At 42.0% G+C, this 22914-nt stretch carries 25 protein-coding genes and 1 tRNA gene; 21 read left to right on the plus strand and 5 right to left on the minus strand.

All coding sequences use genetic code 11. The features are described from left to right. Positions 1–27: 27 nt before the first annotated feature. The 3 genes from LJ658_RS08585 to LJ658_RS08595 form a co-directional block, all read right to left on the minus strand. Complete coding sequence (locus LJ658_RS08585; protein ID WP_230546075.1) at positions 28–1578, minus strand: PAS domain S-box protein; 1551 nt, start codon at positions 1576–1578, stop codon at positions 28–30. Next, entirely contained in the window at positions 1571–1750 is a 180-nt protein-coding gene (locus tag LJ658_RS08590; protein WP_230546076.1) for a hypothetical protein, read from the minus strand. Before LJ658_RS08590 ends, LJ658_RS08585 begins: the two co-directional genes overlap by 8 nt. Positions 1751–2114: 364 nt before the next feature. Next, complete coding sequence (locus LJ658_RS08595; protein WP_230546077.1) at positions 2115–2873, minus strand: response regulator transcription factor; 759 nt, start codon at positions 2871–2873, stop codon at positions 2115–2117. Positions 2874–2980: 107 nt separating this feature from the next. On the opposite strand from LJ658_RS08595, the gene LJ658_RS08600 reads away from it, so the two are divergent. From LJ658_RS08600 to LJ658_RS20545, 8 genes are all read left to right on the plus strand, one after another. Then, entirely contained in the window at positions 2981–3649 is a 669-nt protein-coding gene (locus LJ658_RS08600) for a DUF1349 domain-containing protein (RefSeq protein ID WP_230546078.1), read from the plus strand. Between the two features lie 18 nt (positions 3650–3667). Beyond that, positions 3668–4366 (plus strand): hypothetical protein, encoded by a 699-nt coding sequence (locus LJ658_RS08605; RefSeq protein ID WP_230546079.1) that lies wholly within the window; start codon positions 3668–3670, stop codon positions 4364–4366. Positions 4367–4396: 30 nt separating this feature from the next. Next, positions 4397–5800, plus strand: coding sequence for a S41 family peptidase (locus tag LJ658_RS20540; protein ID WP_230546080.1), 1404 nt, complete (start codon positions 4397–4399; stop codon positions 5798–5800). A gap of 160 nt (positions 5801–5960) precedes the next feature. Continuing rightward, a complete protein-coding gene (locus tag LJ658_RS08615) occupies positions 5961–6662 on the plus strand; it encodes a porin family protein (RefSeq protein ID WP_255670477.1) in 702 nt (233 codons plus the stop codon). Between the two features lie 210 nt (positions 6663–6872). Continuing rightward, positions 6873–7514: a RagB/SusD family nutrient uptake outer membrane protein gene (locus tag LJ658_RS08620; protein ID WP_230546082.1), complete on the plus strand. Its 642-nt coding sequence runs from the start codon at positions 6873–6875 to the stop codon at positions 7512–7514. Positions 7515–7608: 94 nt separating this feature from the next. Beyond that, a complete protein-coding gene (locus tag LJ658_RS08625) occupies positions 7609–8952 on the plus strand; it encodes a DUF3863 domain-containing protein (protein WP_230546083.1) in 1344 nt (447 codons plus the stop codon). A gap of 198 nt (positions 8953–9150) precedes the next feature. Next, the gene (locus LJ658_RS08630; protein WP_230546084.1) at positions 9151–10095 is read left to right on the plus strand and encodes an alpha/beta hydrolase; all 945 of its coding nucleotides are present in this window, start codon (positions 9151–9153) and stop codon (positions 10093–10095) included. Positions 10096–10168: 73 nt separating this feature from the next. After that, the gene (locus LJ658_RS20545) at positions 10169–10294 is read left to right on the plus strand and encodes an alpha-L-rhamnosidase C-terminal domain-containing protein (protein ID WP_370632950.1); all 126 of its coding nucleotides are present in this window, start codon (positions 10169–10171) and stop codon (positions 10292–10294) included. 456 nt (positions 10295–10750) lie between these two features. Here LJ658_RS20545 and LJ658_RS08635 read toward each other — a convergent pair. Continuing rightward, positions 10751–10823, minus strand: a tRNA-Met gene (locus LJ658_RS08635). 145 nt (positions 10824–10968) lie between these two features. On the opposite strand from LJ658_RS08635, the gene era reads away from it, so the two are divergent. Both era and der read left to right on the plus strand, forming a co-directional pair. Further along, a complete protein-coding gene (gene era, locus LJ658_RS08640; RefSeq protein WP_230546085.1) occupies positions 10969–11844 on the plus strand; it encodes a GTPase Era in 876 nt (291 codons plus the stop codon). 120 nt (positions 11845–11964) lie between these two features. Next, on the plus strand, positions 11965–13266 hold the full coding sequence (gene der, locus LJ658_RS08645; protein WP_230546086.1) for a ribosome biogenesis GTPase Der: 1302 nt from the start codon (positions 11965–11967) through the stop codon (positions 13264–13266). Between the two features lie 82 nt (positions 13267–13348). Here der and LJ658_RS08650 read toward each other — a convergent pair whose 3' ends face one another. Continuing rightward, a complete protein-coding gene (locus tag LJ658_RS08650) occupies positions 13349–14926 on the minus strand; it encodes a S41 family peptidase (protein WP_230546087.1) in 1578 nt (525 codons plus the stop codon). 109 nt (positions 14927–15035) lie between these two features. On the opposite strand from LJ658_RS08650, the gene murQ reads away from it, so the two are divergent. The 11 genes from murQ (at position 15036) to tsaE (ending at position 22910) form a co-directional block, all read left to right on the plus strand. After that, on the plus strand, positions 15036–15848 hold the full coding sequence (gene murQ / locus LJ658_RS08655) for an N-acetylmuramic acid 6-phosphate etherase (RefSeq protein ID WP_230546088.1): 813 nt from the start codon (positions 15036–15038) through the stop codon (positions 15846–15848). 107 nt (positions 15849–15955) lie between these two features. After that, on the plus strand, positions 15956–16522 hold the full coding sequence (locus tag LJ658_RS08660) for a hypothetical protein (protein WP_230546089.1): 567 nt from the start codon (positions 15956–15958) through the stop codon (positions 16520–16522). A 124-nt stretch (positions 16523–16646) separates the two neighbouring features. Beyond that, positions 16647–17378 carry a Bax inhibitor-1/YccA family protein gene (locus LJ658_RS08665; RefSeq protein ID WP_230546090.1) on the plus strand — a complete coding sequence of 244 codons (732 nt, stop codon included), beginning with the start codon at positions 16647–16649 and terminating at the stop codon, positions 17376–17378. A 113-nt stretch (positions 17379–17491) separates the two neighbouring features. Next, the gene (locus LJ658_RS08670; RefSeq protein WP_230546091.1) at positions 17492–18292 is read left to right on the plus strand and encodes a shikimate dehydrogenase; all 801 of its coding nucleotides are present in this window, start codon (positions 17492–17494) and stop codon (positions 18290–18292) included. Further along, positions 18289–18885, plus strand: coding sequence for a gliding motility lipoprotein GldD (locus LJ658_RS08675; RefSeq protein WP_230546092.1), 597 nt, complete (start codon positions 18289–18291; stop codon positions 18883–18885). Before LJ658_RS08670 ends, LJ658_RS08675 begins: the two co-directional genes overlap by 4 nt. Before the next feature lie 112 nt (positions 18886–18997). After that, the gene (locus LJ658_RS08680; protein WP_230546093.1) at positions 18998–19636 is read left to right on the plus strand and encodes an MBL fold metallo-hydrolase; all 639 of its coding nucleotides are present in this window, start codon (positions 18998–19000) and stop codon (positions 19634–19636) included. A gap of 82 nt (positions 19637–19718) precedes the next feature. Beyond that, positions 19719–20945 carry an FtsX-like permease family protein gene (locus LJ658_RS08685; RefSeq protein ID WP_230546094.1) on the plus strand — a complete coding sequence of 409 codons (1227 nt, stop codon included), beginning with the start codon at positions 19719–19721 and terminating at the stop codon, positions 20943–20945. A 9-nt stretch (positions 20946–20954) separates the two neighbouring features. Beyond that, a complete protein-coding gene (locus tag LJ658_RS08690; RefSeq protein ID WP_230546095.1) occupies positions 20955–21332 on the plus strand; it encodes a hypothetical protein in 378 nt (125 codons plus the stop codon). Between the two features lie 70 nt (positions 21333–21402). Further along, the gene (rbfA, locus tag LJ658_RS08695; RefSeq protein WP_230546096.1) at positions 21403–21774 is read left to right on the plus strand and encodes a 30S ribosome-binding factor RbfA; all 372 of its coding nucleotides are present in this window, start codon (positions 21403–21405) and stop codon (positions 21772–21774) included. Between the two features lie 21 nt (positions 21775–21795). Then, positions 21796–22491, plus strand: a complete 696-nt coding sequence (locus LJ658_RS08700) for a peptidoglycan DD-metalloendopeptidase family protein (RefSeq protein ID WP_230546097.1) — start codon at positions 21796–21798, stop codon at positions 22489–22491. 2 nt (positions 22492–22493) lie between these two features. Continuing rightward, the gene (gene tsaE, locus LJ658_RS08705) at positions 22494–22910 is read left to right on the plus strand and encodes a tRNA (adenosine(37)-N6)-threonylcarbamoyltransferase complex ATPase subunit type 1 TsaE (RefSeq protein ID WP_230546098.1); all 417 of its coding nucleotides are present in this window, start codon (positions 22494–22496) and stop codon (positions 22908–22910) included. Positions 22911–22914: the final 4 nt, after the last annotated feature.

The following is a 22914-nucleotide window of genomic DNA, read 5'->3' on the forward strand; positions in this document are numbered from 1 at the left end:
CAGCTTAACGTTAGAAGATCGCGATAGTTAAGTACGGGTTTTTCTTAATGTAAAATAAAATATCGTGCCTTTTTTTTCTTCGCTTTCGACCCAAATGTTGCCACCCATTAACTCAATTATCTCTTTACTGAGTAATAAGCCGAGCCCCGTGCCATTTTCATTCGCCGTTCCCGGTGTAGTAACCGGAAGACCATTGTCAAAAAGCTGGTTCCTGATCGCTGCTGACATCCCCCTGCCATAATCTTCAATACTTATGATTATATTTTTTTTATCCTCTGTGGTTGCCAGGTTAATCTCGCCATTTTCATAACTAAATTTAATCGCATTTGTAAGCAAATTCCGGAGCACGGTGGCAAGCATGTTCCTTTCGGCATGAACTTTTAAATTAGCCGGGGATTTAATGTTAATCTTCAACGATTTGTTAAATGCCATCAGCGTTATCTGATCCACGGTTTTACGGATAATGTCTGACAGCCCGATCTCTTCGAGCTGGAATTTTTGAAAAACAACCTGCGACTTACTCCAGTCGAGCAGGTTGATTAATAAATTGTAGGTGTGATCGGCCTGACTGGTAATCAGATGCACATATTCACTGATTGAATCCATATCTCCGGCCGACAACTCCTCACTCATTAACGCGGCCAGACTCTTAATAGAACCCACAGGGTTGCGCAGATCATGGGAGATAATAGAAATGAACTTATTCATGGATTCATTGCGCTCCTTCAATTGCAGCTCCATTGATTTTCGTTTGCTGATATCAGCTATCACGGCAACAAAATTATAAGGCGCATCCTGATTTTCTCTAAATCCTGATACATGACTGACTACCCAAACGATCGTATTATCTTTCCGGATATACCGCTTTTCCATACTGTAGCTTTCGCGTTCGGCTTTAAGCAATTCTTTCCTGAGCGATTGTTCTCTGTTCCAGTCATCTTCTAAAATCAGGTCAGTAATATGCATCGTTCTGAGTTCTTCCAATGAATATTGAACAAGATCAAGAAATTCAGGATTGGCAGATAAGGTAAAATTATTTTCATCAAAATAGACGATCCCAGCATGGGCATTGGCAAAAATGTTCCGGAATTTATTTTCACTGGCTTCCAATAATTTTTTTTGTTTAATTTCAGAGCTGATGTCATAAAAACTGACTACAGCGCCTATCAACTGCCCCCCTTCATATTGCGGATAGGCATGGTAACGTACAGGGATAGCAATTCCGGATTTGGACCAAAACACCTCGTCATCGGCAATAATTTCAATACCTTCCCGAACTGCCTTCCCGATCTTGCAACTGTCGGCTGAGTATGTCGTTAAATCTGCGTGACTGTGATGAATCAACCTGTGCATATTTCGTCCAAGCAGTTCGCTGTCCGAGTTAAATCCGAGTGTCCGCCAACAGGCACTATTGGCATATACACACCTCCCGTTTTTGCCAATAGCGTAGATCCCTTCCGTGATCGTGTCCAGGATGTTCCTGTAATTAAATTTTAACCCAATTTCGTTATGGGCGGTCGTGTTATCCTGATCAGAAATAATTAATGGAGGGACGCCAGACTTGGTAAATTCATTCATTTTTAATGTGTTTTAGAACACCCATTACCAGGCCGCCTTTGTAAATAAGGATGATAATAACTTCATTGAGTTTCGCCCGGTAAATTTCGCCGTTTGTTGGCTTGATCAGGTTGTCGTTTGTGTCTTTCCATCCATAGATTGGTGACTGCAATACGTGATCTAAAAAGGGCATAGTGTTGAGTTTAAATAAATTGAGTCAAGCCTTATGTATTCAAAGCTAAGCGAAATTAATCCGCCAGCGTTTAAAAGAAATTAATTAAAACTAATTTCCATAAGTACCACAGGTCAAAGGGCCAGAGGTGAAAGATTACTTACTGATCCGTTTGGGAGGAGTTAAACCCGGATTCAAATAATGATATGATCAAAAGAAAAGGGATGATTGCTCATCCATACAAGCAATTAACATAAGAATTGTTTTGACTAAAAATAATTGATGTATGCTAAAAAAATTATTGTTTGGGCTTGTATTGTCAAGAATTGAGCTCAATATTGTGTATCCTTACCGGCTCGCAGTGCTTTTCGAATAAGACACATTCCTAAATCAATCCGGTAGCTTCGGCAACCCTGCAGGCTTCCATGGCATTCGTCACGTTAAGTTTTTGGAATATGTTTTGCCGGTGCCGGTTCACGGTATGGATACTCAGCGATAAATTGCCCGCAATCTCCTTGCTGCGCTTTCCTTGTTTGATCAATTGAAGTACGGCTTTTTCCCGGGAAGTTAAGATCTCTTTAACCCCATGTTGGTTAGGATCAATGATCGTGCCTGTTAGGGTATTGATAATAACCCCCTCGGGAATATTAAAACCAGGATGGTCAAACATCAAGTTGTACAGGCAAAGCGCTAACCAAACGCTTCCATCTGCTGAACTGCCGATATACAGCAGCCGATGTTGCAGCACTAAATCGGTGCCTGCGGTATTCTTAACCCGAAGCTTGGTAACCACGCCGTAATCAGCCCGTTCGGTTATATCAACTGAATTTAACAACTGGAAAAACTGAAATTCAAGCCGGTACTTCTTCTGCAGATCCTCCTTATTAACCTGGCTTAATAACTTGTCTTCCCAGATAGAATGGATTTCCGTCTCTTTTGTGTCAAGATGTAATTGTTCGGCTATCGGGCTGTAATAGATATAGCTTTTTCTTGCCTTCATATCGCTCAACACGCTTATGCAATTTTCCAATCTGCTGTACAGTTGTGCAATGAGTTTGCCCTCATCCAGCTGCAGGTTAGCCTGCGGTGAGCCAAATGGCTGGGCTAATAATTTAATGTCAAGAAGCTTCCGGATATTCTCCATCTATATATGGTTATTAATCGCCATTGTTAGTGGTTTAGACAGACCATAGCTTTGCGAACATACAAAATTCAAATGGCTACCAGGCTATTTTGATCCGTAACAAATTCATGAAGAAAATCTTTATCGCGTTAAGCCTGTTGTTGAGCTTAAATGAAATTAAAGCACAAACCCTTGAAAAAATGCAATGGTATAATGAACCGGAGCATTGGGAGATCAGAAATCATAGTTTGATCATGCAGGTGACTGCCAAAAGCGACTATTGGCGGATATCTCATTATGGTTTCACAGTTGATGATGCGCCTTTTTATTATGCCAATTATGGTGGCGAGTTGGAAGCAAAGGTAAAGATCACCGGCGCCTATAAAGCGCGTTTCGATCAGATGGGACTCATGATCCGCACCGATCAGAAAAACTATATTAAAGCTGGTGTAGAGTTTGTAGACGGCAAATTTAACATAAGTACCGTAGTAACCCACGACAAGAGCGACTGGAGTGTTACCACACTCGGCAAAGTACCGCCTTTCGTTTGGATAAAGCTCGTACGCAGGCTTGATGCGGTGGAGATCTTTTATTCGTTAGACGATGAAACTTACATCATGACCAGGAATGCACCGCTCCAGGATAATGCGCCGGTACAGGTAGGCCTTATGGCTGCATGCCCTGACGGGAACGGGTTCGAGGCGAAGTTTGAAAGCTTCTCGATCAAACACCTGCCTGATCAGCGCAGACTGGAGTGGCTTAAAAGCCACCAAGAAAATAATGATAAAAAAGAATAAATTTATATGTTTAGATCAATGCACTTCAAAATCTCCGGGATAAGGCTTAAAGCTGGTGTCCTGCTACTAACCGTGTCGGTTTTCGGATGTAGCAAAAACACGGGTGGTGATATCATAAAAGATCCTGTTATCATGACTTTCGATAAGTTGGAGCCTGTGTCGGAGATGCGGGTCTTTACGGGTAGGGGTATGCAACTCGATCCACACCTTAACAGCAAAACTATCCAGAACTATCTGGATAGAAATTATAGCTTGAAAACAAAAACAGGGGAGATCTTCTACTCATCCAGGTTCGCTGAGCCTGACGTTAGTAACGGCTATGGAAAAACCAGGTTTACATTTTATGATAACGGAAAGATCAGGTACAGCGCTGAGATCATCAACGTCAAAGTGCTTGGTGATACCCGGATTTTGAAATCGATCGTTACCAATAAAATTGAAGACGATCCCATAATTAAATCTGAACTTTTCAAGTATAAGTTTGACACCAATTTAGATGGCACCTATAACTACCAGTATGTTGTGCATGGCGACAACCGGTCTCTTGACATCTCGCTGCTTTATTACAAGTTGGTGCGATATGATGACCAGGGAAATCTGAAGTCCTTGGCATACGGTACCGTTCATAATGAATTAAATGAGTCATTCATTCAATCACTCACCCAATTTGATACCCTTGCTGTAAAAGCGTATAGAGTGAAATACTCATCAAAATAATTATTAAAGATTTTAATTCATCTTTGATCTGTGAAATCGATCCTAACCAGTGTGCTGCTTATAGTCCTGCTTTCCTGCAATTCTTTCGGGCAATCCTGTAATTGCAGCCATGAATTCAACTTTGTAAAAGCAAAAATTGAAAAAAACTATGCAGGCTTTAAAGATAAAGTGAACGATAGAACCAGTGCTGACTATGATAAATGGACCCGATCGGCCCTTAAACGATCCGGGTCAATGGCAACACCTGCTCACTGCCTTTTTTTAATTAATGATTGGTTAACATTTTTCCGTGACGGGCATATACAGGTAGGCAGAAACAGGATATCAAAGGAGAGGGAAGGCGCTGACCTGAAACAGCGGATCCAGGGAATGGAAAGTTTAAAGTTGTCGGATGATGATCTGGCCGGCCTTAAAAACGCAAAGGGAATTACAGGCATTTACTGGGATGACGATCTCACATCCCGGATAGCTATAATCAGAAGTAAAACCAGCTTTCGGGATTATGCCGGAGTTGTAATTTCCTCGAAAGCGGGTAAATGGTTACCAGGCCAAGTGGTATTGGAACTGAAGAGCGGTAAGCATACGCTTAAAGGCCTCAGGTATGATAAATATTATATCCCCGAAAACGTGTCTTTACCCATTAAGGACGATGCTTTGGGGGAGTTTAAGCGTGAAGGAAGCGAGCGGACATCTGCTGAACCCATTCCTGAAGCAACCGTGTCCAGCAAAGCGCTTTCCTCAAAAACGCTATGCATGAAGATCAGCACGTTTAATCAGGTGAATGCCAGTAACATCGATTCATTATTTAAAGCAAATGAATCTAATTTAAGCAATATGCCGTATCTGATCCTGGATTTAAGGAATAATGGCGGCGGCGCAGATTTTTCTTATAAGGCGATAACTCCATATCTCTACACAAAACCAATGAGACTTATAGGTGCTGATGTATTGGCTGCCGATGATAATATAGCCGGCTGGACTGCAATAGCAACAACCAATGGGATGCCTGCCGATCAGAAAATATTTATCAGCGATGTTGTTCAGAAGATGGAACAACATAAAGGCGAACTGGTTTCCTTCTCTGAAGACCGGGATATTACCTTTAAGAGCGTTTTACCGTACCCAAAAAAAATTGTGATCCTGATTAATAAAAACTGTGGAAGTACTACTGAAGAATTTCTCCTGATGGCTAAACAAAGTGATAAAGTAATTTTAATGGGCGGGCATACCGCAGGGGTGTTAGATTACGCCAACATTAGAGGGGCAGATTTTAGCTGTATGCCCTATATGCTCTATTGGGCAACTTCCAGAAGTCGCAGGATCGATCAGGGACTGGCAATAGATAACGTCGGTATCAGGCCTGATAAATATTTAAGCCCCCAACAGAACTGGATTGAGGAAGCAAAGCATTTTCTCGAAAATAATTTCAACTAATAGTCGCCAGCTTAAGCCATCAGCAATGCGGTTTAAGTTTGGCGCTCGTTTATTTACTAGAATACAGACAAAAAAGTAAAATTTGAGCGATAGATGTAGCGTTTTGACACTGAACCACGTTTTATACAAAACGGATAGCTGTCCGTTGTAAATCTCCTATATGAAAAACAAAAAAATATACTTAGTGATTTTGTTGCCTTGCCTAATGGCCACTCTAAACCGGGCCTATGCCCAAACGAAGGTTGGTATCAAAGCTGGCCTTAACTTTTCAAATGTGCTGATGAACGACGAAAATGGGAATAAAATAAACACCCAATCGGTCCCGGGAATCCTTCTTGGACTTACGGTTGATATTCCCGTCGAAGGCAATTTTTATATCCAGCCGGCGGCGCAGTATTCGCGTAAGGGGTATAAACAGGAAACTGGCGGCTTTTACGGCTCTGCGACTAACTTTAGGGTTAACGCCTCGTATATTCAGGTGCCGGTCAATCTGTTGTATAAACCACGTTTAGGTACCGGCAACCTATTACTCGGTGCCGGACCTTATTTCGGGTATGGCACCGGAGGCAGCTGGAAGTCGGACAACGATGTGGCTATCGGCGATATGGTTGTTGGCAAAAAGGGGGATGTTATCTTCAAAAAGAATACCATGGACGGTGGGGATATAAATTCGTATCTGTATGGAAAACCCTTTGATTATGGATTGAATTTTATAGCCGGCTATGAGTTTTTTAGTCAGTTGTCCGTGCAATTGGGTGCACAATTGGGTTTAGCAAACCTGCAGCCACATACCGATGGCGTAACCCGTGAGGGGAAAATAAAAAACTCGGGTTTTGGCATTTCGCTGGGTTATAAATTTTAACCGCCGGGTAAGCAGTTGCCGATTGAAAAGGGCCTTGTCGCCGGGGCAATAAAAGTATGGTCTTGGCTTCTGTTGATCGATTTTAGCACATAACTCTCCCGCGTACTTCCGTTCAGGCCGGCTCCCCCCAGCGGGTCAATTGTATAGTATGGTAGACCCAATTACGGGGGAATATATTGAAGCTGCTAACCCGGAACGCTAACCAACCGCGTGTTCTTTCCGGTTACGAAAGTGGCCAATTGGCCAAATTCGCCACAACGTAATTACAATACCGGCTATATCCTTTATAAATACATGTCAGAGGATCCGTTAGCAAATAATTCGGGCCGACAAGGCGACAATAGTTTATTTGATTATGACCGGCACCTGATCCGTTATGCCGAAGTGCTTTTGAATTATGCAGAAGCTCTATATGAAAAAAACGGTGCCGTAAGCGACAACGACCTTGATTTATCGATTAACAAGCTTCGTGACCGGGTTGGGATGCCGCACCTTACCAACGCTTTTGTTACTGCAAATAATCTGAACCTGCAGACTGAGATCAGGCGCGAAAGAACGGTAGAGCTGGCACTCGAAGGTTTTCGTTATGATGATCTGCGCAGGTGGAAAACCGCCGAAACAGAATTGCCGCAGGATATTAAAGGAATCAAAATAACCGGCACGGACTGGGCAACCAGAACGCCTTATAATGACCCAAGCTATGCGGCAAAAGTTGATGCCAATGGTTTCCTGATCGCCGAGCGAAGCCGGAAGTTTGATCCAGCAAAGGATTACCTGCAACCGCTGCCAACAAAAGAAGTCGCTTTTTACCAGGCTAACGGCCATAAACTGGAACAAAATCCGGGCTGGTAGTTTATTAAATGATCGGGCTGAATAGCCAGCCCGATCATTTACTTAGTAATCCTTTAATTAAATAGCACCTGTTGTCAAAGACTTATTTATATATATGAATTTTAAGATCATAGTCCCGCTGGCATTTCTGCTCCTGATTACATTTTCAGGGACGGAAGCACAAAGTAATAAATCGAAAAATACGGCCTTAATGGGCAAACGTTTTCTCACCTTCAACACGGTGATCCGGGTAAATCAAATAGAGGTTTCAAGAAACCGCAACCTGGGCGAGGATGAGCGGGCGCTGCATACCCCCGTGCGAGTTGTCGCCTTCAGAACTGCGGTGGCCGAGGGATTCCCGGGCGGAAAAATAACATGGTCATTCAGCTGGCTCGCGCTGAATGATACCACGGCAGCTTACCGGGAAATCAGAAAACTGGTGGTTGGTTATCATTATAAATATGGCGACGACATTACATTTATACCGGGCGCTTATTTTGCCAATGCTTATAATACAACAGAGCAAGTAAACAAGGACCTCCATGATGCGCTTAATATTATCAGCCGTATGGTTGGCAACGGTTACCGGCCGCAGAGTATTGTTGCCGGGTTTATGTCTGCTAAAAACCAGCAATATCTGGCCGATATTGAACACATTCACGTATGCCAGGGCAATATTTGGAGTCAGTACAGTATTGATAACCAGGATGGCGACGGCTCGATATCATATCCTTATTATCCATCTACAGAGCATTTCTGTAAACCGGCACAAGGAAAATCTGATTTTATAGATTGTGTAAATCTTGACGGCTGGTCGGTGGACTTTTTAGCCGGACGCAGGGCCGGTTTTGCACAGCGATTTAATAGCCGTATGGGTGTTGGGCCAATTGAAACAATTGGAAGATATGGGCTGGAAACTGGCTTAAAGGAAATGATGCACACCACCGCTATCAATTTTGACAAGGGATTTCAGTTAAATGGTTTTGGATGGGTGACTAATTGCTGGGAACTTTCGTTGCCTTACGATTTTGCTTATTTAAAACAGTGGTTAACAGCTATTAGACAGCGGTGGCCGGATGCGAAACTTGTTACTCAGGGCCAATTTGGATTAGCCTGGCGAAAGCATTATAAGAGCAATAATTTCGACTATCGTTTTGAAGAAATTGGTTCAGGCATAGGTGGTTCTGATGCTGATAAGGAGATCCGTTGGTTTATGAATAAAGATTTTCGTTTGGCATTGCTCAGTCAAAAAGATGATCGATCAACAGCAAAAGTAATTGACTTTACCGACTACAGAAATGCTGCCAAAGAGCCTGCTGAAATGACACGCAAATGGAGCCTGCTTGGTGAAATTAACCAAAAGCAAACACGCCCTCAGGACAAGCCCATTTCTCCGGATTCTCTTTCGGTAAAAGCACGTTCTATTATCATGCACCACTATCCCGATTTAATAAAATAGCATTAATTATATGCGGCATTGCTTAGTAACGGCCAACAAAAGGCTAAATAAGGATTGATGATATAGCGGCGAACCATTGTGAAAAGATATAGATGTTTCGCAAACTTGCTTGTGACAATCCAACATCCGTACGTTCAAAACTCCGGCACTATTAAACCCGAAAATTAATATCAAGTACATCAAATAATAATTAATAATATGACGCTCAACTATCAAAAAAAACTGAATTTGTGTTTACTAAAGGTGGTTATTGTTACCTCAATACTAACAATAGGCGTTACAGTAAATGTTAATGGGCAGACAAGTATACCCCTCTATTCAGGGAATATACCAAATTCTAAGAAAACACCTGCGGATTATATGGAGTACATAAACCGGTGGGGTACGGCTGAAAAGGTGTCTGTACCCACCTTAACGCCGTATTTATTAGAAAAGGGGACAATGCACACTGCCATGCTGGTAATTCCCGGAGGAGGCTACGCTAACGTAGCCGTAGCGTTGGAGGGTAATCAGATCGCAATTGCTCTAAATAAAATTGGTGTAGAGGCTTTTGTATTAAAATATCGCTTGCCTAATGACAATACGATGGATGATAAATCAATAGGACCTTTACAGGATGCGCAAACGGCACTGATGCTCATTAGGCAAAACGCAAAACGCTGGAATATCGATACCACAAAGATCGGGGTTATCGGCTTTTCAGCCGGCGGCCATTTGGCTTCTACGTTGGGTACCCACTTTGATAAGCCCGTTATTCAACCTCCAGCTAATATCAGTCTGAGGCCGGATTTTATGGCGTTAATTTATCCTGTTATTACGATGGGTGCATTAACACATTACGGCTCACGTGTAAGCTTGCTTGGTAAAGACCCGTCACCACAGCTTATTGACCTATATAGTAATGAAAAGCAGGTTACGGCAAAATCACCACCTACTTTTTTAGTGCAAGCAGAAGATGATCGTACTGTTCCTGTTCAAAATTCGCTAATTTTTTATGAGGCGCTTCTGCAAAATAAGGTAAGCGCAGAATTACATATTTATCCTTCTGGCGGACATGGTTTTGGATTAAAAAATGCAAAAATAAGCTGGTTAGACAGGCTAAAGGATTGGTTAATTATCTATGGATGGCTGAAGGAGCAATAATTCAAATAATGCTTAGCCAAAATGAACATCAAGAGTAAATAATTAAAGCAATAGCATATAAACCGGTGAAATTATTTCCAATTGGAAAATAGAAAGTAACGTTATAAAGTATACGCTGACAATACCAGCAAATTCGACAGTTACTATTATTATTCCAAAAATCGGTGGGCGTAGGGTGTATCTAAACAAAAAGCATTAAATATGACCAAGGGATTCACGCAACAATCAGGTACCTACATGTAAAATAAGGTAGCAGAAAATTAATAAGATAAATATTCCCTCTCCTAAAACTCTCGCTCGAGAGATATTGGTTGGACCCTGGATTGGTCGCCAGGGTCCTTTTTGCAAATATGCGATAGTATTGATGTTAATTCGTCGAGCCTGTGAGTTATCATGTGCCGACATTTAAACTACCCGCCTGAATATAAAAGTGGCTTCCTGAACCAAACCTTTGCAACCGTATTGGATGATTTAATTGCGTTAGTTACGATCTGTTTTCTGGAAAAAGAATTTTTTAGTTCTATTGCAATTGGCAACAGGACTCGAACCAAAAAATTGATAAAAAGCACTGAAAATGAATTGGTGAGAGGAAAAAAGGAGGAAAAATTATAAAAGTTATAAAAAAAGCGCCTTTCTTAACAGAAAGGCGCTCAGGTAGCGGGAGCAGGACTCGAACCTACGACCTTCGGGTTATGAGCCCGACGAGCTACCAACTGCTCCATCCCGCACTATCTTTTGTTGGTATTACATAACGGACATAAACCCGAAATGTTTATTTCAATTAGTAAAAAGCGATTTGTGACTCCTTTTAATTGGACTGCAAAGATATAATTCGTTTCTTTGCAGTCCAAATATTATTTTAATTATTTTTATATGGGTCATAAAGCAGGTTTTGTAAGCATAATTGGTAAGCCAAACGCGGGTAAGTCAACCCTGATGAACGCGCTTGTTGGCGAAAAAATGTCTATCATCACCCCAAAAGCCCAAACAACCCGCCATCGTATACTGGGTATTGTTAATACAGATGAGTATCAAATTGTATTTTCAGACACCCCCGGGATCATTAAGCCGCACTATGAGCTGCATGAGCGCATGATGCACCAGGTGGAAGGATCAATTGAAGACGCCGACATGATTTTGCTGGTAACCGATATTTATGAAGAGTATGACGAGGAAGATGTAATTAAAAAATTAGCCGGATCACAAGCGCCTTTATTGGTATTGGTCAATAAGATTGATCAGAGCGACGAGGAAGCTGTAAAGAAAAAGATTGAATACTGGCAGGAAAAACTAAAACCAAAAGCCGTCTTCGCGATATCGGCATTGCATGATCATAATGTTATCTCGGTAATGAACTTTGTGATTGAGCATCTGCCCGAGCATCCGCCTTATTATGAAAAGGACGCTTTAACTGACAGGAACGACCGTTTCTTCGCATCAGAAATGATACGGGCGCAGATCCTGAAGCAATACAAAAAAGAGATCCCTTATAGTGCAGAGGTTATTGTTACCGCGTTTGTTGAAGGCGAAAAGCTGCACCGCATAAGTGCCGAGATCATTGTGGAACGCGACTCGCAAAAAAATATTATCATTGGCGAGGGTGGCAAAATGCTGAAAATAGTTGGTACCTATGCCCGCCGAGATATGGAAGATTTTTTCCAGAAGAAGATCTTCCTGGAGATGTTTGTAAAAGTAATACCCGACTGGCGCAGCAAGAAAAATTACCTAAAAAAATTTGGGTACGAATAAATAGTTATGAGTTGTGGATTATGAGTTTTGAGTATTCGTAATTTTGCAACTGATATTACAGAGTGGTAAAGTTTTTGAGCAAATACTCATAACTCTCTACTCAAAAACTTACAACTTAAAATGAGTAACATAGTAGCCATAGTTGGCCGCCCAAATGTAGGCAAGTCAACCTTATATAACCGTTTAACAGAAACTCGCAAAGCTATTGTGGACGATTTTAGCGGCGTAACCCGCGATCGTCATTACGGCACCTCAGAGTGGACACATCATGAGTTTACTGTTATTGATACCGGCGGTTATGTAGCCCACTCGAACGATGTCTTTGAAGCCGCTATACGTGAACAGGTGGTTATCGCTATTGAGGAAGCTACCGTTATTTTATTTTTGGTTGATGTAACCACGGGCATCACTGACCTGGATGACGAGATTGCTACCATCCTGCGTAAAGGCAACAAACCAACGTTTGTAGTGGTTAATAAGGTTGATAATAATAATCAACAGTCAGACGCTACGGTATTTTACAGTTTGGGACTAGGCGAGATCTACAACATCTCCTCCATGACAGGATCGGGCACCGGCGAGTTGCTGGACGAAGTAGTTAAGCATTTTGACGAAGAAAAACTGGAAGAAAATACCCGCCCTAAATATGCTATCGTTGGCAGGCCAAACGTGGGTAAGTCATCCATTATTAACTCATTGATTGGTAAAGACCGTAACATAGTTACTCCTATCGCCGGTACCACGCGCGATTCTATCCATATCCACTATAACCAATATGGTCATGATTTTATGCTGATAGATACAGCAGGGATGCGTAAGAAAACCAAGGTAAAAGAGAATATTGAATTTTATTCGGTTATGCGTACCATCAAGGCATTGGAGGAAGCCGATGTGGTTATCCTGATGATTGATGCTGTTGAAGGTATTGAATCGCAGGATATCAATATTTTTCACCTGGCAGAGAAAAATAAGAAGGGGGTGATGATTGTGGTTAACAAATGGGATTTGATCGAAAAGAATAATAAAACCACCAAAGTTTTTGAAGAAATGATCAAAGAAAAGCTGCAGCCATTTACAGATGTGCCTATTGTATTTACCTCGGTAACGGAAAAGCAGCGTGTGTTAAAGGTGATTGATGTGGCTAACCAGGTTTATGAAAACCGCGCCCGCAAAATATCAACTTCAAAACTAAACGAGGTTATGCTGCCGATTATAGAACACTATCCGCCGCCATCATTAAAAGGCAAGTATGTTAAGATAAAATACATCACCCAAATTGCGGGCACATCGCCCATGTTTGCTTTCTTTTGCAACCTGCCGCAATATGTTAAAGAGCCGTATTATCGCTTTATTGAAAACAAACTTAGGGAGAACTTTGAATTTAGCGGTGCGCCAATACAGGTTTGGTTTAGACAGAAATAGATAAACGAATGTGCAGATGATTCATTTGCACATTTGTAAGCATCCTGTTAGTTACCTATCTTAAAATCTGCACATACGCACATTACAAAGCTTCAACGGCCTTCTTTACTGCGGTATCATCAGCATTAATAATCTTAAAATAGGCTTCATCTCCCCATTTAAAACGCGCTGCGTAGGCTTTTAACAGTGTTTTTATATTTTCTTTGGCGATTAATAGTTCGCGCGCATCCATATCTTTTACGGTTTGCGATGCATAAAGTATAAAGTTGCCAAAGTCTGCGTCGGTAACTGTGTAGTGTTTAAAAAACTCGTCAGCGGTGTACCTGTTTAACAATGGCTGCATATGATCAATTACATAAGCAGGGAAAATTTGTTTGCTGTTTAACACGCGCGCCACATAGGTGTTTTGGGTGGTATCAGCGGGTACAAAAATATCGGGCATAATGCCACCGCCACTAAATACTTTCCTGCCGGTTAAGGTATGGTAATGCGTAGGTTTGGTAAAAGAACTGTCTTTCAGGTTGCTTTCTTCAGAAAACAACTCGCCTTTGCGCATGCGTTGCGCCAGTTCATTTCGGTAGATTTCTACGCCCTGGCTATATGATTTTTGAATGGAGCGGCCCGATGGGGTGTAATATCTGGCTATGGTTAAATTGATAGCCGAGCCATCGCCAAACGGAAACTGCTCCTGCACCAGCCCCTTCCCAAACGACCGCCGGCCCACTATCACCGCGCGATCCAGGTCTTGCAGCGCACCGGCAAGTATCTCGCTTGCCGATGCCGAATATTCATCAATCAGCACCGCTAATTTACCGTGTTGAAAATTGCCCGAATCGGTTGCAAAATAGTCAGTGCGCGGTTCATGCGCGCCTTTGGTGTATACTATAAGCTGTTTTTTGGTCAAAAATTCGTCGGCCAAAGCCGTCGCGGTATTTAAGTAACCGCCACCGTTACCGCGAATGTCAAGCACCAGTTTTTGCATGCCATCTATTTTTAATTTAATTAAGGCTTTCCTGAAATCTGCATCAGTAGTTGATGCAAATTTGCTTATTTTAATATAGCCTGTTGTTGGGTTAAGCATATAGGCAGCATCCATACTGCTTAAATCAACATGATCGCGTTTTACGTTATAAAACTTAGTGATTTTGCCGCCTGCCGGGATAACGGCCATAAATAACTGCGAATTTTTTGAGCCCCTGAAAGCTTTACTAACCTTACGGAGTGTTAAATGCGTGCCTGAAAATTTTTGATGATCTATTTCAATTACCTTGTCGCCGGGTGTAATGCCGGCGTTATAGGCAGGGCCGCTTTTGTTAACCTGGGTTATAATTAATGTATCGCGCAGCAAAATATATTCAACGCCTATACCCGTAAATCCGCCTTCAAGCCGTTCATTAATTGAGGTGGCCTGCTGTGCCGGCAAATAAAGCGAGTGGGGATCAAGATTTTGCAGAAGTGTATTTACGGTTGAACCTTCAATGCTGTCCACATCAACCGAGTCGACATAGTTATGCCTGACAAGATCTAATACCTTGGATACTTTGTTGTTGTCAAAATCAATATGTTCTGTCAGGTGGCTATCGCTTACAAAAAGGCCGATAGCTACACCAGCTAAAATAAGTATGGCCGACCTGAAAATAATACCCGCTACTTTTTTCATAATATGATACACAAAACTACTGATTTGGGCTGAGAGCGCCGATATTAGTTGGCGCAATAATTAAACCATATCAGGAATTTTACCGAATTTTGGCAAAAAAATCATCAAAATGCAAGCTACTACCGAAAATGAATCGAATTACAGCCATTTGGAACAGATGAGCGTGGCCGAGATCCTTCAAAATATAAATAAGGAGGATCAAACAGTTGCTGTATCGGTTAGTAAAGCAATACCACAAATTGAAAAGCTTGCAACTGTGGTTGCCGACCGGATGAAAGCCGGTGGCCGCCTGTTTTATATTGGTGCCGGCACCAGTGGCAGGTTGGGTGTAGTTGACGCGTCAGAGTGTCCCCCAACGTTTGGCGTACCGTTTGATTGGGTGGTAGGTATTATTGCCGGTGGCGACGGCGCCATCCGCAAGGCAGTTGAGTTTGCCGAGGATAATACGGAGCAGGCATGGAAAGATTTGTCCGAATTTAACATCACCGATAAAGATGTAGTGGTAGGGATTGCAGCCTCAGGCACTACACCGTATGTTATTGGCGGATTAAAAGCAGCCAATCAAAATAAAATCATTACAGGTTGCGTTGTGTGTAATAGTGGCAGTCCGATAGCCGCTGAAGCCGATTATCCGGTTGAAGTTGTAACCGGTCCTGAATTTTTAACAGGCAGCACCCGTATGAAAGCTGGTACCGCTCAAAAGCTGGTATTGAATATGCTTACCACTACGGTAATGATTAGGTTGGGTAGGGTAAAGGGTAATAAAATGGTTGATATGCAACTGTCAAATAATAAACTGGTAGACCGGGGTACTAAAATGGTGATGGCCGAAATTGGCGTTGATGAAGTTACCGCCGCCGATTTACTGAAGAAAAATGGGAGTGTGCGCAAAGCGGTTGATTTTTATAACCAAAATAAGTAAACGTGCAGGTATGCAAATGTGCAGCTGTATGAATGAAGAGTTTGATAGATAACTAATTAAAGAATCTGCTTGTCTGCACATTTGCATACCTGCACATTAAAACAACAATGCACGAAATAGAACCATATTATAAATGGCGGGACGACTACATAGCGGCAGATGACGAGTATTCGCCTTTTTACGCTACGCAGTATAATGAGTTTGAATTTGATAAGCAGGTATACAATTTCCTGCTGCACCCGCAATGGGACTCGTTTGGTTCAAATACATTGTACATGAAAGTGCTGTATGCCGATTATGACCGCAGCTACGCCATCATAGAATTTATTGGCGAGTGGAACGATGCCATTAACAACGATATAATGCTTTTAAAGCGTGAAATACTGGAGCTGATGGTGGATAACGGGATAAACCAGTTCATACTCATCGGCGAAAATGTACTGAACTTTCACTCGTCTGACGATTGTTATTACGAAGAGTGGTTCCAGGATGTGGAAGACGGCTGGATTGCCGGTATTAATTTCAGGGAACATGTAATAGAAGAATTTAAACGCAATAACATTGACTATTATATTAATTTCGGCGGCGAACTGGACGACCTGAACTGGCGGGCGTTAAAGCCATTACAGTTGTTTAAAAAGGTTGAAGAGCAACTGACTAAAAGGCTGAATTAATTTTAGAGATTAAAGATTAGGGATTGGTTTCGCTTTGTCGCCAAATTGTAAATCAACTAATCTCTAACCTCCAATTACTAATCTTTAACTATATTTGATATCAATTAACCACTATAATTAAAAAATGGAAAATAATAATCCAAACTACGTTTACGACAACGTAACTCAAATAAACGAAACGGATACAACCCGCAGATTTTTAGCTAATGTATTTTTATGGATGTTTGTAGGTTTAGGTATTTCAACTTTAGCCGCTTATGCATTCGCGAATACACCGGCATTATTGCAAACCCTGGTTGATGAGTCAACACATCAATTAACCATATTTGCTTATGTGGCTATGTTTGCACCACTGGCATTTGTGTTATTGATCCGTTTTGGACTTAACAGCATTTCATACCCGGTTTTGGGTTTGCTATTTATAGCTTATGCGGCTTTAACAGGTATTAGTTTAAGCTTTATATTGCTTGTTTATACTGCGGGGTCAGTTACCAGCGTATTTTTAACTGCATCGTTATTGTTTGGTGTAATGGCTATTGCCGGTTATACCACTCACCAGGATCTAACCAAATTTGGCTCAATAATGATAATGCTGTTAATCGGCATTATCATCGCCAGCGTGGTAAATATGTTTTTACACAGCAGCGGCATGGATATGCTGATCTCGTACTTGGGCGTAGCTGTATTTGTAGGCTTAACCGCATACGATGTGCAAAAATTAAAACGTATTGGCGCCGGTTTAGAATATGGCGATGCTTCAGCTAAAAAAATGGCTTTAATGGGTGGTTTAACATTGTATCTTGACTTTGTGAACCTGTTCCTGATGCTGTTGCGCATCTTCGGCAGAAGAAGATAATCCTCCTAATGATCTTTATAAAGCTGCCTCCGCAAAAGGCAGCTTTTTTATTATGCGCTTTACTCAAACATAAAAAATTTAAAATCCTCGTTCTTTGTTACTAATATTACAACATGAAACAATACGGGTTAATCGGCTTTCCGCTTTCGCATTCATTTTCAAAAAAATACTTTACCCAAAAATTTTTAGACGAGAACATCACCGATTCAGCATATGAACTTTATCCGTTGGAGCATGTAAAAGATCTTCAGGACCTTTTAGATGCCCATCCTGACTTATGCGGGCTAAACGTAACTGTTCCGCATAAAAAAAGCGTGTTGCGCTATCTCGACTGGATTGAACATGATGCCCGTAACGCGGGCGCTGTAAACTGTATCCGTATCACGAAAGAGAGCCCGGTATTGGCAGCATTTTCGGGCGAGGTTGGTGTTGGCGGTCACGATTTCAGGCTGGAAGGTTTTAATACCGACCTTTATGGGTTCGAGATGTCATTAAGGCCGCTGTTAAAAGACCATCATACGGAGGCCCTGATATTAGGCGACGGCGGCGCCGCCCAGGCGGTAAGGTGCGTATTGGAGAACCTGGATATTACCTACAAGGTGGTTACCCGGAAGCCGCATCCTGGCAACTTATTATTTAGTGAGCTGAAGCCGCATCACATTAAAAATCATAAATTAATTATCAATACTACACCGCTGGGCACCGCTCCTAATATTCACGAGTTTCCGCCGATACCTTACCAGGCCATTACCGATGATCATTTATTATACGATCTGATTTATAATCCGCCCGAAACGGAATTTTTAAGAAAAGGCGCCGAACGCGGCGCCACCCCAAAAAACGGTTATGAAATGCTGGTACTGCAAGCAGAAAAATCATGGGAAATATGGACCTCAAAAGAAAAACATCCATGAGGATATTTGCGGTGTTAATAATAGGGTTGCTGTTTTTTTCGGCCTGTGGCGGCAGCAATGACTATTCGCCGAAACCGCGCGGATATTTCAGGATAGTGCTGCCCAAAAAAGAATATCGCGAATTTGTATCCAACTATCCGTTTACGTTTAAATATCCGGTATACGCTGTTATTGAAAAAGATACGCAAACCCGCATAGCACCAAAGCTGGTAAGTATGACCAACCTGCTAAATATGCAGTTTAAACAGCTTAACGGCACTTTGCACCTGAGCTATGAAACCATTACCTCAAAAAAGGTATTTGACGAACTGGTTGAAGATGCCCATAAACTGGCATTTAAAAATACTGTTAAGGCAACCGATATTGACCAGGGGAATATCAGTATACCGGCACATAAGGTTTATGGTATTTATTATACCATCGGCGGCAATGCCGCATCATCAGTGCAGTTTTTTTTAACGGATAGCGTGAAAAACTATATGCGTGGCGCATTGTATTTTAATACCGAGCCACGGCTTGATTCTATCCAGCCTGTTCTTAATTTTGTTAAGCAGGATATTAATATGATGATAAGCAGCTTTAAGTGGAAGTAAGGGAACTATCGGATTTCGGAATTGCAATTTCGGAACCAGATAATTCTATAAATTAAATTATTAATCCGGCGGCGATAAATCCGAAATCGAACATCGAAATCCGAAATACAACATGTCTTCAGTAAAAGCATTCCTTAATAACCCGTTCCAGGAAAACACTTATATTTTATATGATGAAACCGGCGAATGTGCCATCATAGATCCCGGCATGGATAACTCGGCCGAGCAAAACGTGGTGGTTAACTTCATTAAAAATAATAACCTTAAACCGGTATTGTTGCTTAACACCCATTGCCATATAGACCATGTGCTGGGCAATAAGTTTGTGTTTGACATGTATGGCTTAAAGCCCCGGTTTAACAGGGGTGAGCTGCCGGTGCTTGAGGCGGTTGTTGGTTATGCCCCGCAATATGGCTTCAGGTATGACCCGTCGCCGATACCCGAGGTTTTTTTAGGCGAAACCGGTGCGGTAAACTTTGGTAATACTACCTTGAAATTAATCTATGCCCCCGGCCATTCGCCCGCGCATTTATGCTTTCATGACGAAGATGCAAACCTGGTAATAGGCGGCGATGTATTATTTAGAGGAAGTATTGGCCGTACAGACCTGCCCGGCGGCGACTTTCAGCAACTGATAGGTAACATCGAGCAAAAATTACTGACGCTTCCTGACGACTGTACTATTTACCCGGGCCATGGCCCCGAAACTACTATTGGTTTTGAAAAGCTGCATAATCCTTTTTTAGTGTAGTCGGGAGGTACGTTAACGTTATGCGTTTTACGTACTTTTGCATCAACAAACGAAAAACTTACCACGTAAACGTATAACGTAATTGAATACTTCCATCTACATAGCCAAACGGTATCTGGTATCAAGCAAAAAAATGCATGCTATCAATATTATATCCGGCATATCCATGATGGGGATACTGATTGGTACGGCTGCGTTAATCATCCTGCTGTCCGTATTTAACGGGTTAGAGAAAGTTATTGTGTCGTTAAACAGCAACTTTGCTCCCGAACTGCGTATTGCAGCCCGCCTCGGAAAAACTTTTAATCCTAATACTGCATACTTTAAATCAATACACCATGATTCCAGGCTGTTCTCTTATACCGAGGTCTTGGAGGACAAGGTAGTGATCCAATATGGCGACAAAACTTTTATCGGCCGCATAAAAGGTGTTAGCGAAGAGTTTTTAAAAAATACCCGGCTTGACAGCACTATACTTGATGGCTCGTTTACATTACAAAGCAATAACAGCCCAATGGCAGTGCTGGGGGTTATAGTACACAATAATCTGGGTATTAATATAAACAGTTTAAAGCCATTACAGATCTACTCGCCCAAGCGTGATAATGCTATTTCCATCAATCCTGAGGACGAATTTACTGCGCGCAGCATTTACCCGTCGGGCGTTTTCTCTATACAGCAGGAATCGGATGATTTTGTGATCGTGCCCATTGAGTTTACCCGTGATCTGTTTAACCAGCCCGCCGAGGTTTCATCTATCGATCTGAATTATAAAAAAGGAACTGACCTGGCATCTGTAGAAACAGAACTGCAGCAAAAATTAGGTGAGGGGTATACCGTAAAGAACCGCCGCGAGCAGGACACCACCTTATACAAAACACTTAACTACGAGAGGTGGGCCGTGTTTATGATACTTGCCTTTGTAGTAATTATAGCGGCATTTAATATCGTCGGATCATTAACTATTCTGGTTATTGATAAACGCAAGGACATTGCTATTTTAACCAGCCTGGGCGGCAACAGGCGATTGATTCAGGGCATATTCTTTTTTGAGGGGCTGATGATTTCATTGATAGGCTGCTTTATTGGCATTGTGCTTGGTTTCATATTTTGTATATTGCAGCAACGTTATGGCATGATACAGGTTGATGGTAAAATAAACGTGCCTAACAACGCCTACCCGATAGATATAAAACTGACTGACTTTGGCCTGGTATTTTTCACGGTACTGGTTATCTCGGTCATAGCCTCGGGCATCAGTGCCAGATTAAGCATAAAAGGATTGGATGATATCAAACAGGATTTATAATTTTGCCATATGCGTTTATCAGGGATCTATATTGTTTTAGTGTTGTTGCTGATGATAGGTATGATGGCCTGTAAGCATAAAACGGATAAAGCCGGTGCGCCGCGTACCGAAGTATTTAAAGGCTTGTATAGCTTTGCTCCCGGAGCCAAAACATTTCAGCCCTGCGGATTACAAACCGAATATTGGGTTGCCGACAGCTGCGCTCAGTTAGAGCTTAAATATTCACAAACTATCCCTTTTGAACAAAAAGCCCGACCGGTATATATTGAGGTAGCGGGCGAAAAAATAAAATCAGCCGCGGGTAGTAACGGTGCCGCTTACGACAGCACGCTGGTAGTAAGAAAAGTAATAAAGCTAACTAAAGACATACCTGCCGGCTGCAAGTAAATTTTTAGCACTATATTGTTCATATTAAAAATCAAACTCAATTGCCTGTTTGGCGTTAATTAAATTAATTATGGAATCAAAACGTCAACAAAAATTTGCCGGAGTAATTCAGGAAGATCTCGCCGCTATATTTCAGCGCGAAGGGATGAATTATTTACCTAATACAATGGTTACCATAACCAAAGTAAGGGTTACACCCGACCTGGCAATAGCAAGGGTGTTTTTAAGTTTTTTTAATAACACCAACACAGCGTTGGCGTTGCAAACCATAAAACTGCACGCGTCAGAAATCAGGTATAAGCTTGGCGGGCGTATAAAGGACCAGGTAAGGGTAATACCTCAGCTGGAGTTTTTTATTGACGATACCAGCGAGTATGTTGATCGGATGGAGAAGATTTTTGATAAGATCCATCGCGAAGAAAAACAACCCGATACGGAATAACCTCAAAGAGAGAAGTTTAATATGGATGCATCTGCAACGCTGGCTGCATATATCAGGGCACATCCCTATGCTATTGGCAAAGTAGTTGATTTTAATGCCGAAACCGATAAACTGCATAAGTTTAATTTAACGGCTTCTAATATTGATTTGGACCATAATGTTGTTTGGGATACGGTTAAGTTTAGCAATTGGATAAACGCGAAGCTTAAGGCATCCAACAGCCGTTATGGCATAGGCGGATATATGGAGCACCGCACGCTATACGCCCGCAGCCCGTTGTTTGACACCGGCGATGAGCCCCGTCGCCTGCACCTGGGCATTGATATTTGGGCGCCGGCGGGCACACCTGTATATTCGCCCTTAGCCGGATGTATTCATAGCTTCCGGAACAATAATAATTTTGGCGATTACGGGCCCACTATTATTCTGCAACATGAGTTGGACGGGTTAGTGCTTTATAGCCTCTACGGACATTTAAACCGTAAAAGCCTGTTGAGTTTAAAGATAGGGCAGGCCATAAATAAAAATCAAAAAATTGGAGAACTTGGTAACCTGGAAGATAATGGCGGCTGGCCCCCGCACCTGCATTTTCAATTAATGTTTGATATGGAAGGCCATACCGGCGATTATCCCGGTGTGGCTCGTTTTTCTGAAAAAGCCCGGTACCTCAAAAACATCCCCAACCCTAACTTAATATTAAGGTTCCCAAAAATCTGAATATGATATTAACCGCAAAAAAACTTTCAGATCTTTCTGATATCGCATCGCAGCTTATAGCCAATGCAGGCGACAATCGCATATTTTTATTCAGGGGCGATATGGGTGCCGGCAAAACAACATTCATCAAATCGCTTTGCGAAGCACTGGGTGTAAAAGAACCCGTTACCAGCCCGACGTTTGCGATAGTGAATGAATATCAGGGTACCAACGCCCGCATTTATCATTTTGATTTTTATCGGCTAAAAAACCAAACTGAGGCTTTGGACATGGGCGCCGAAGAGTATTTTTACTCGGGTAATTACTGTTTTATTGAATGGCCGGAGAAGATCCCGGATATGTTGCCTCTGCATTATATCAGCGTAAGCCTAAAGGTTTTAAATGACGATAGCAGGGAAATAACTATTGGGAAAATTTGATGGA

Source organism: Mucilaginibacter sp. UR6-11, assembly GCF_020880695.1.
GTDB lineage: Bacteria > Bacteroidota > Bacteroidia > Sphingobacteriales > Sphingobacteriaceae > Mucilaginibacter.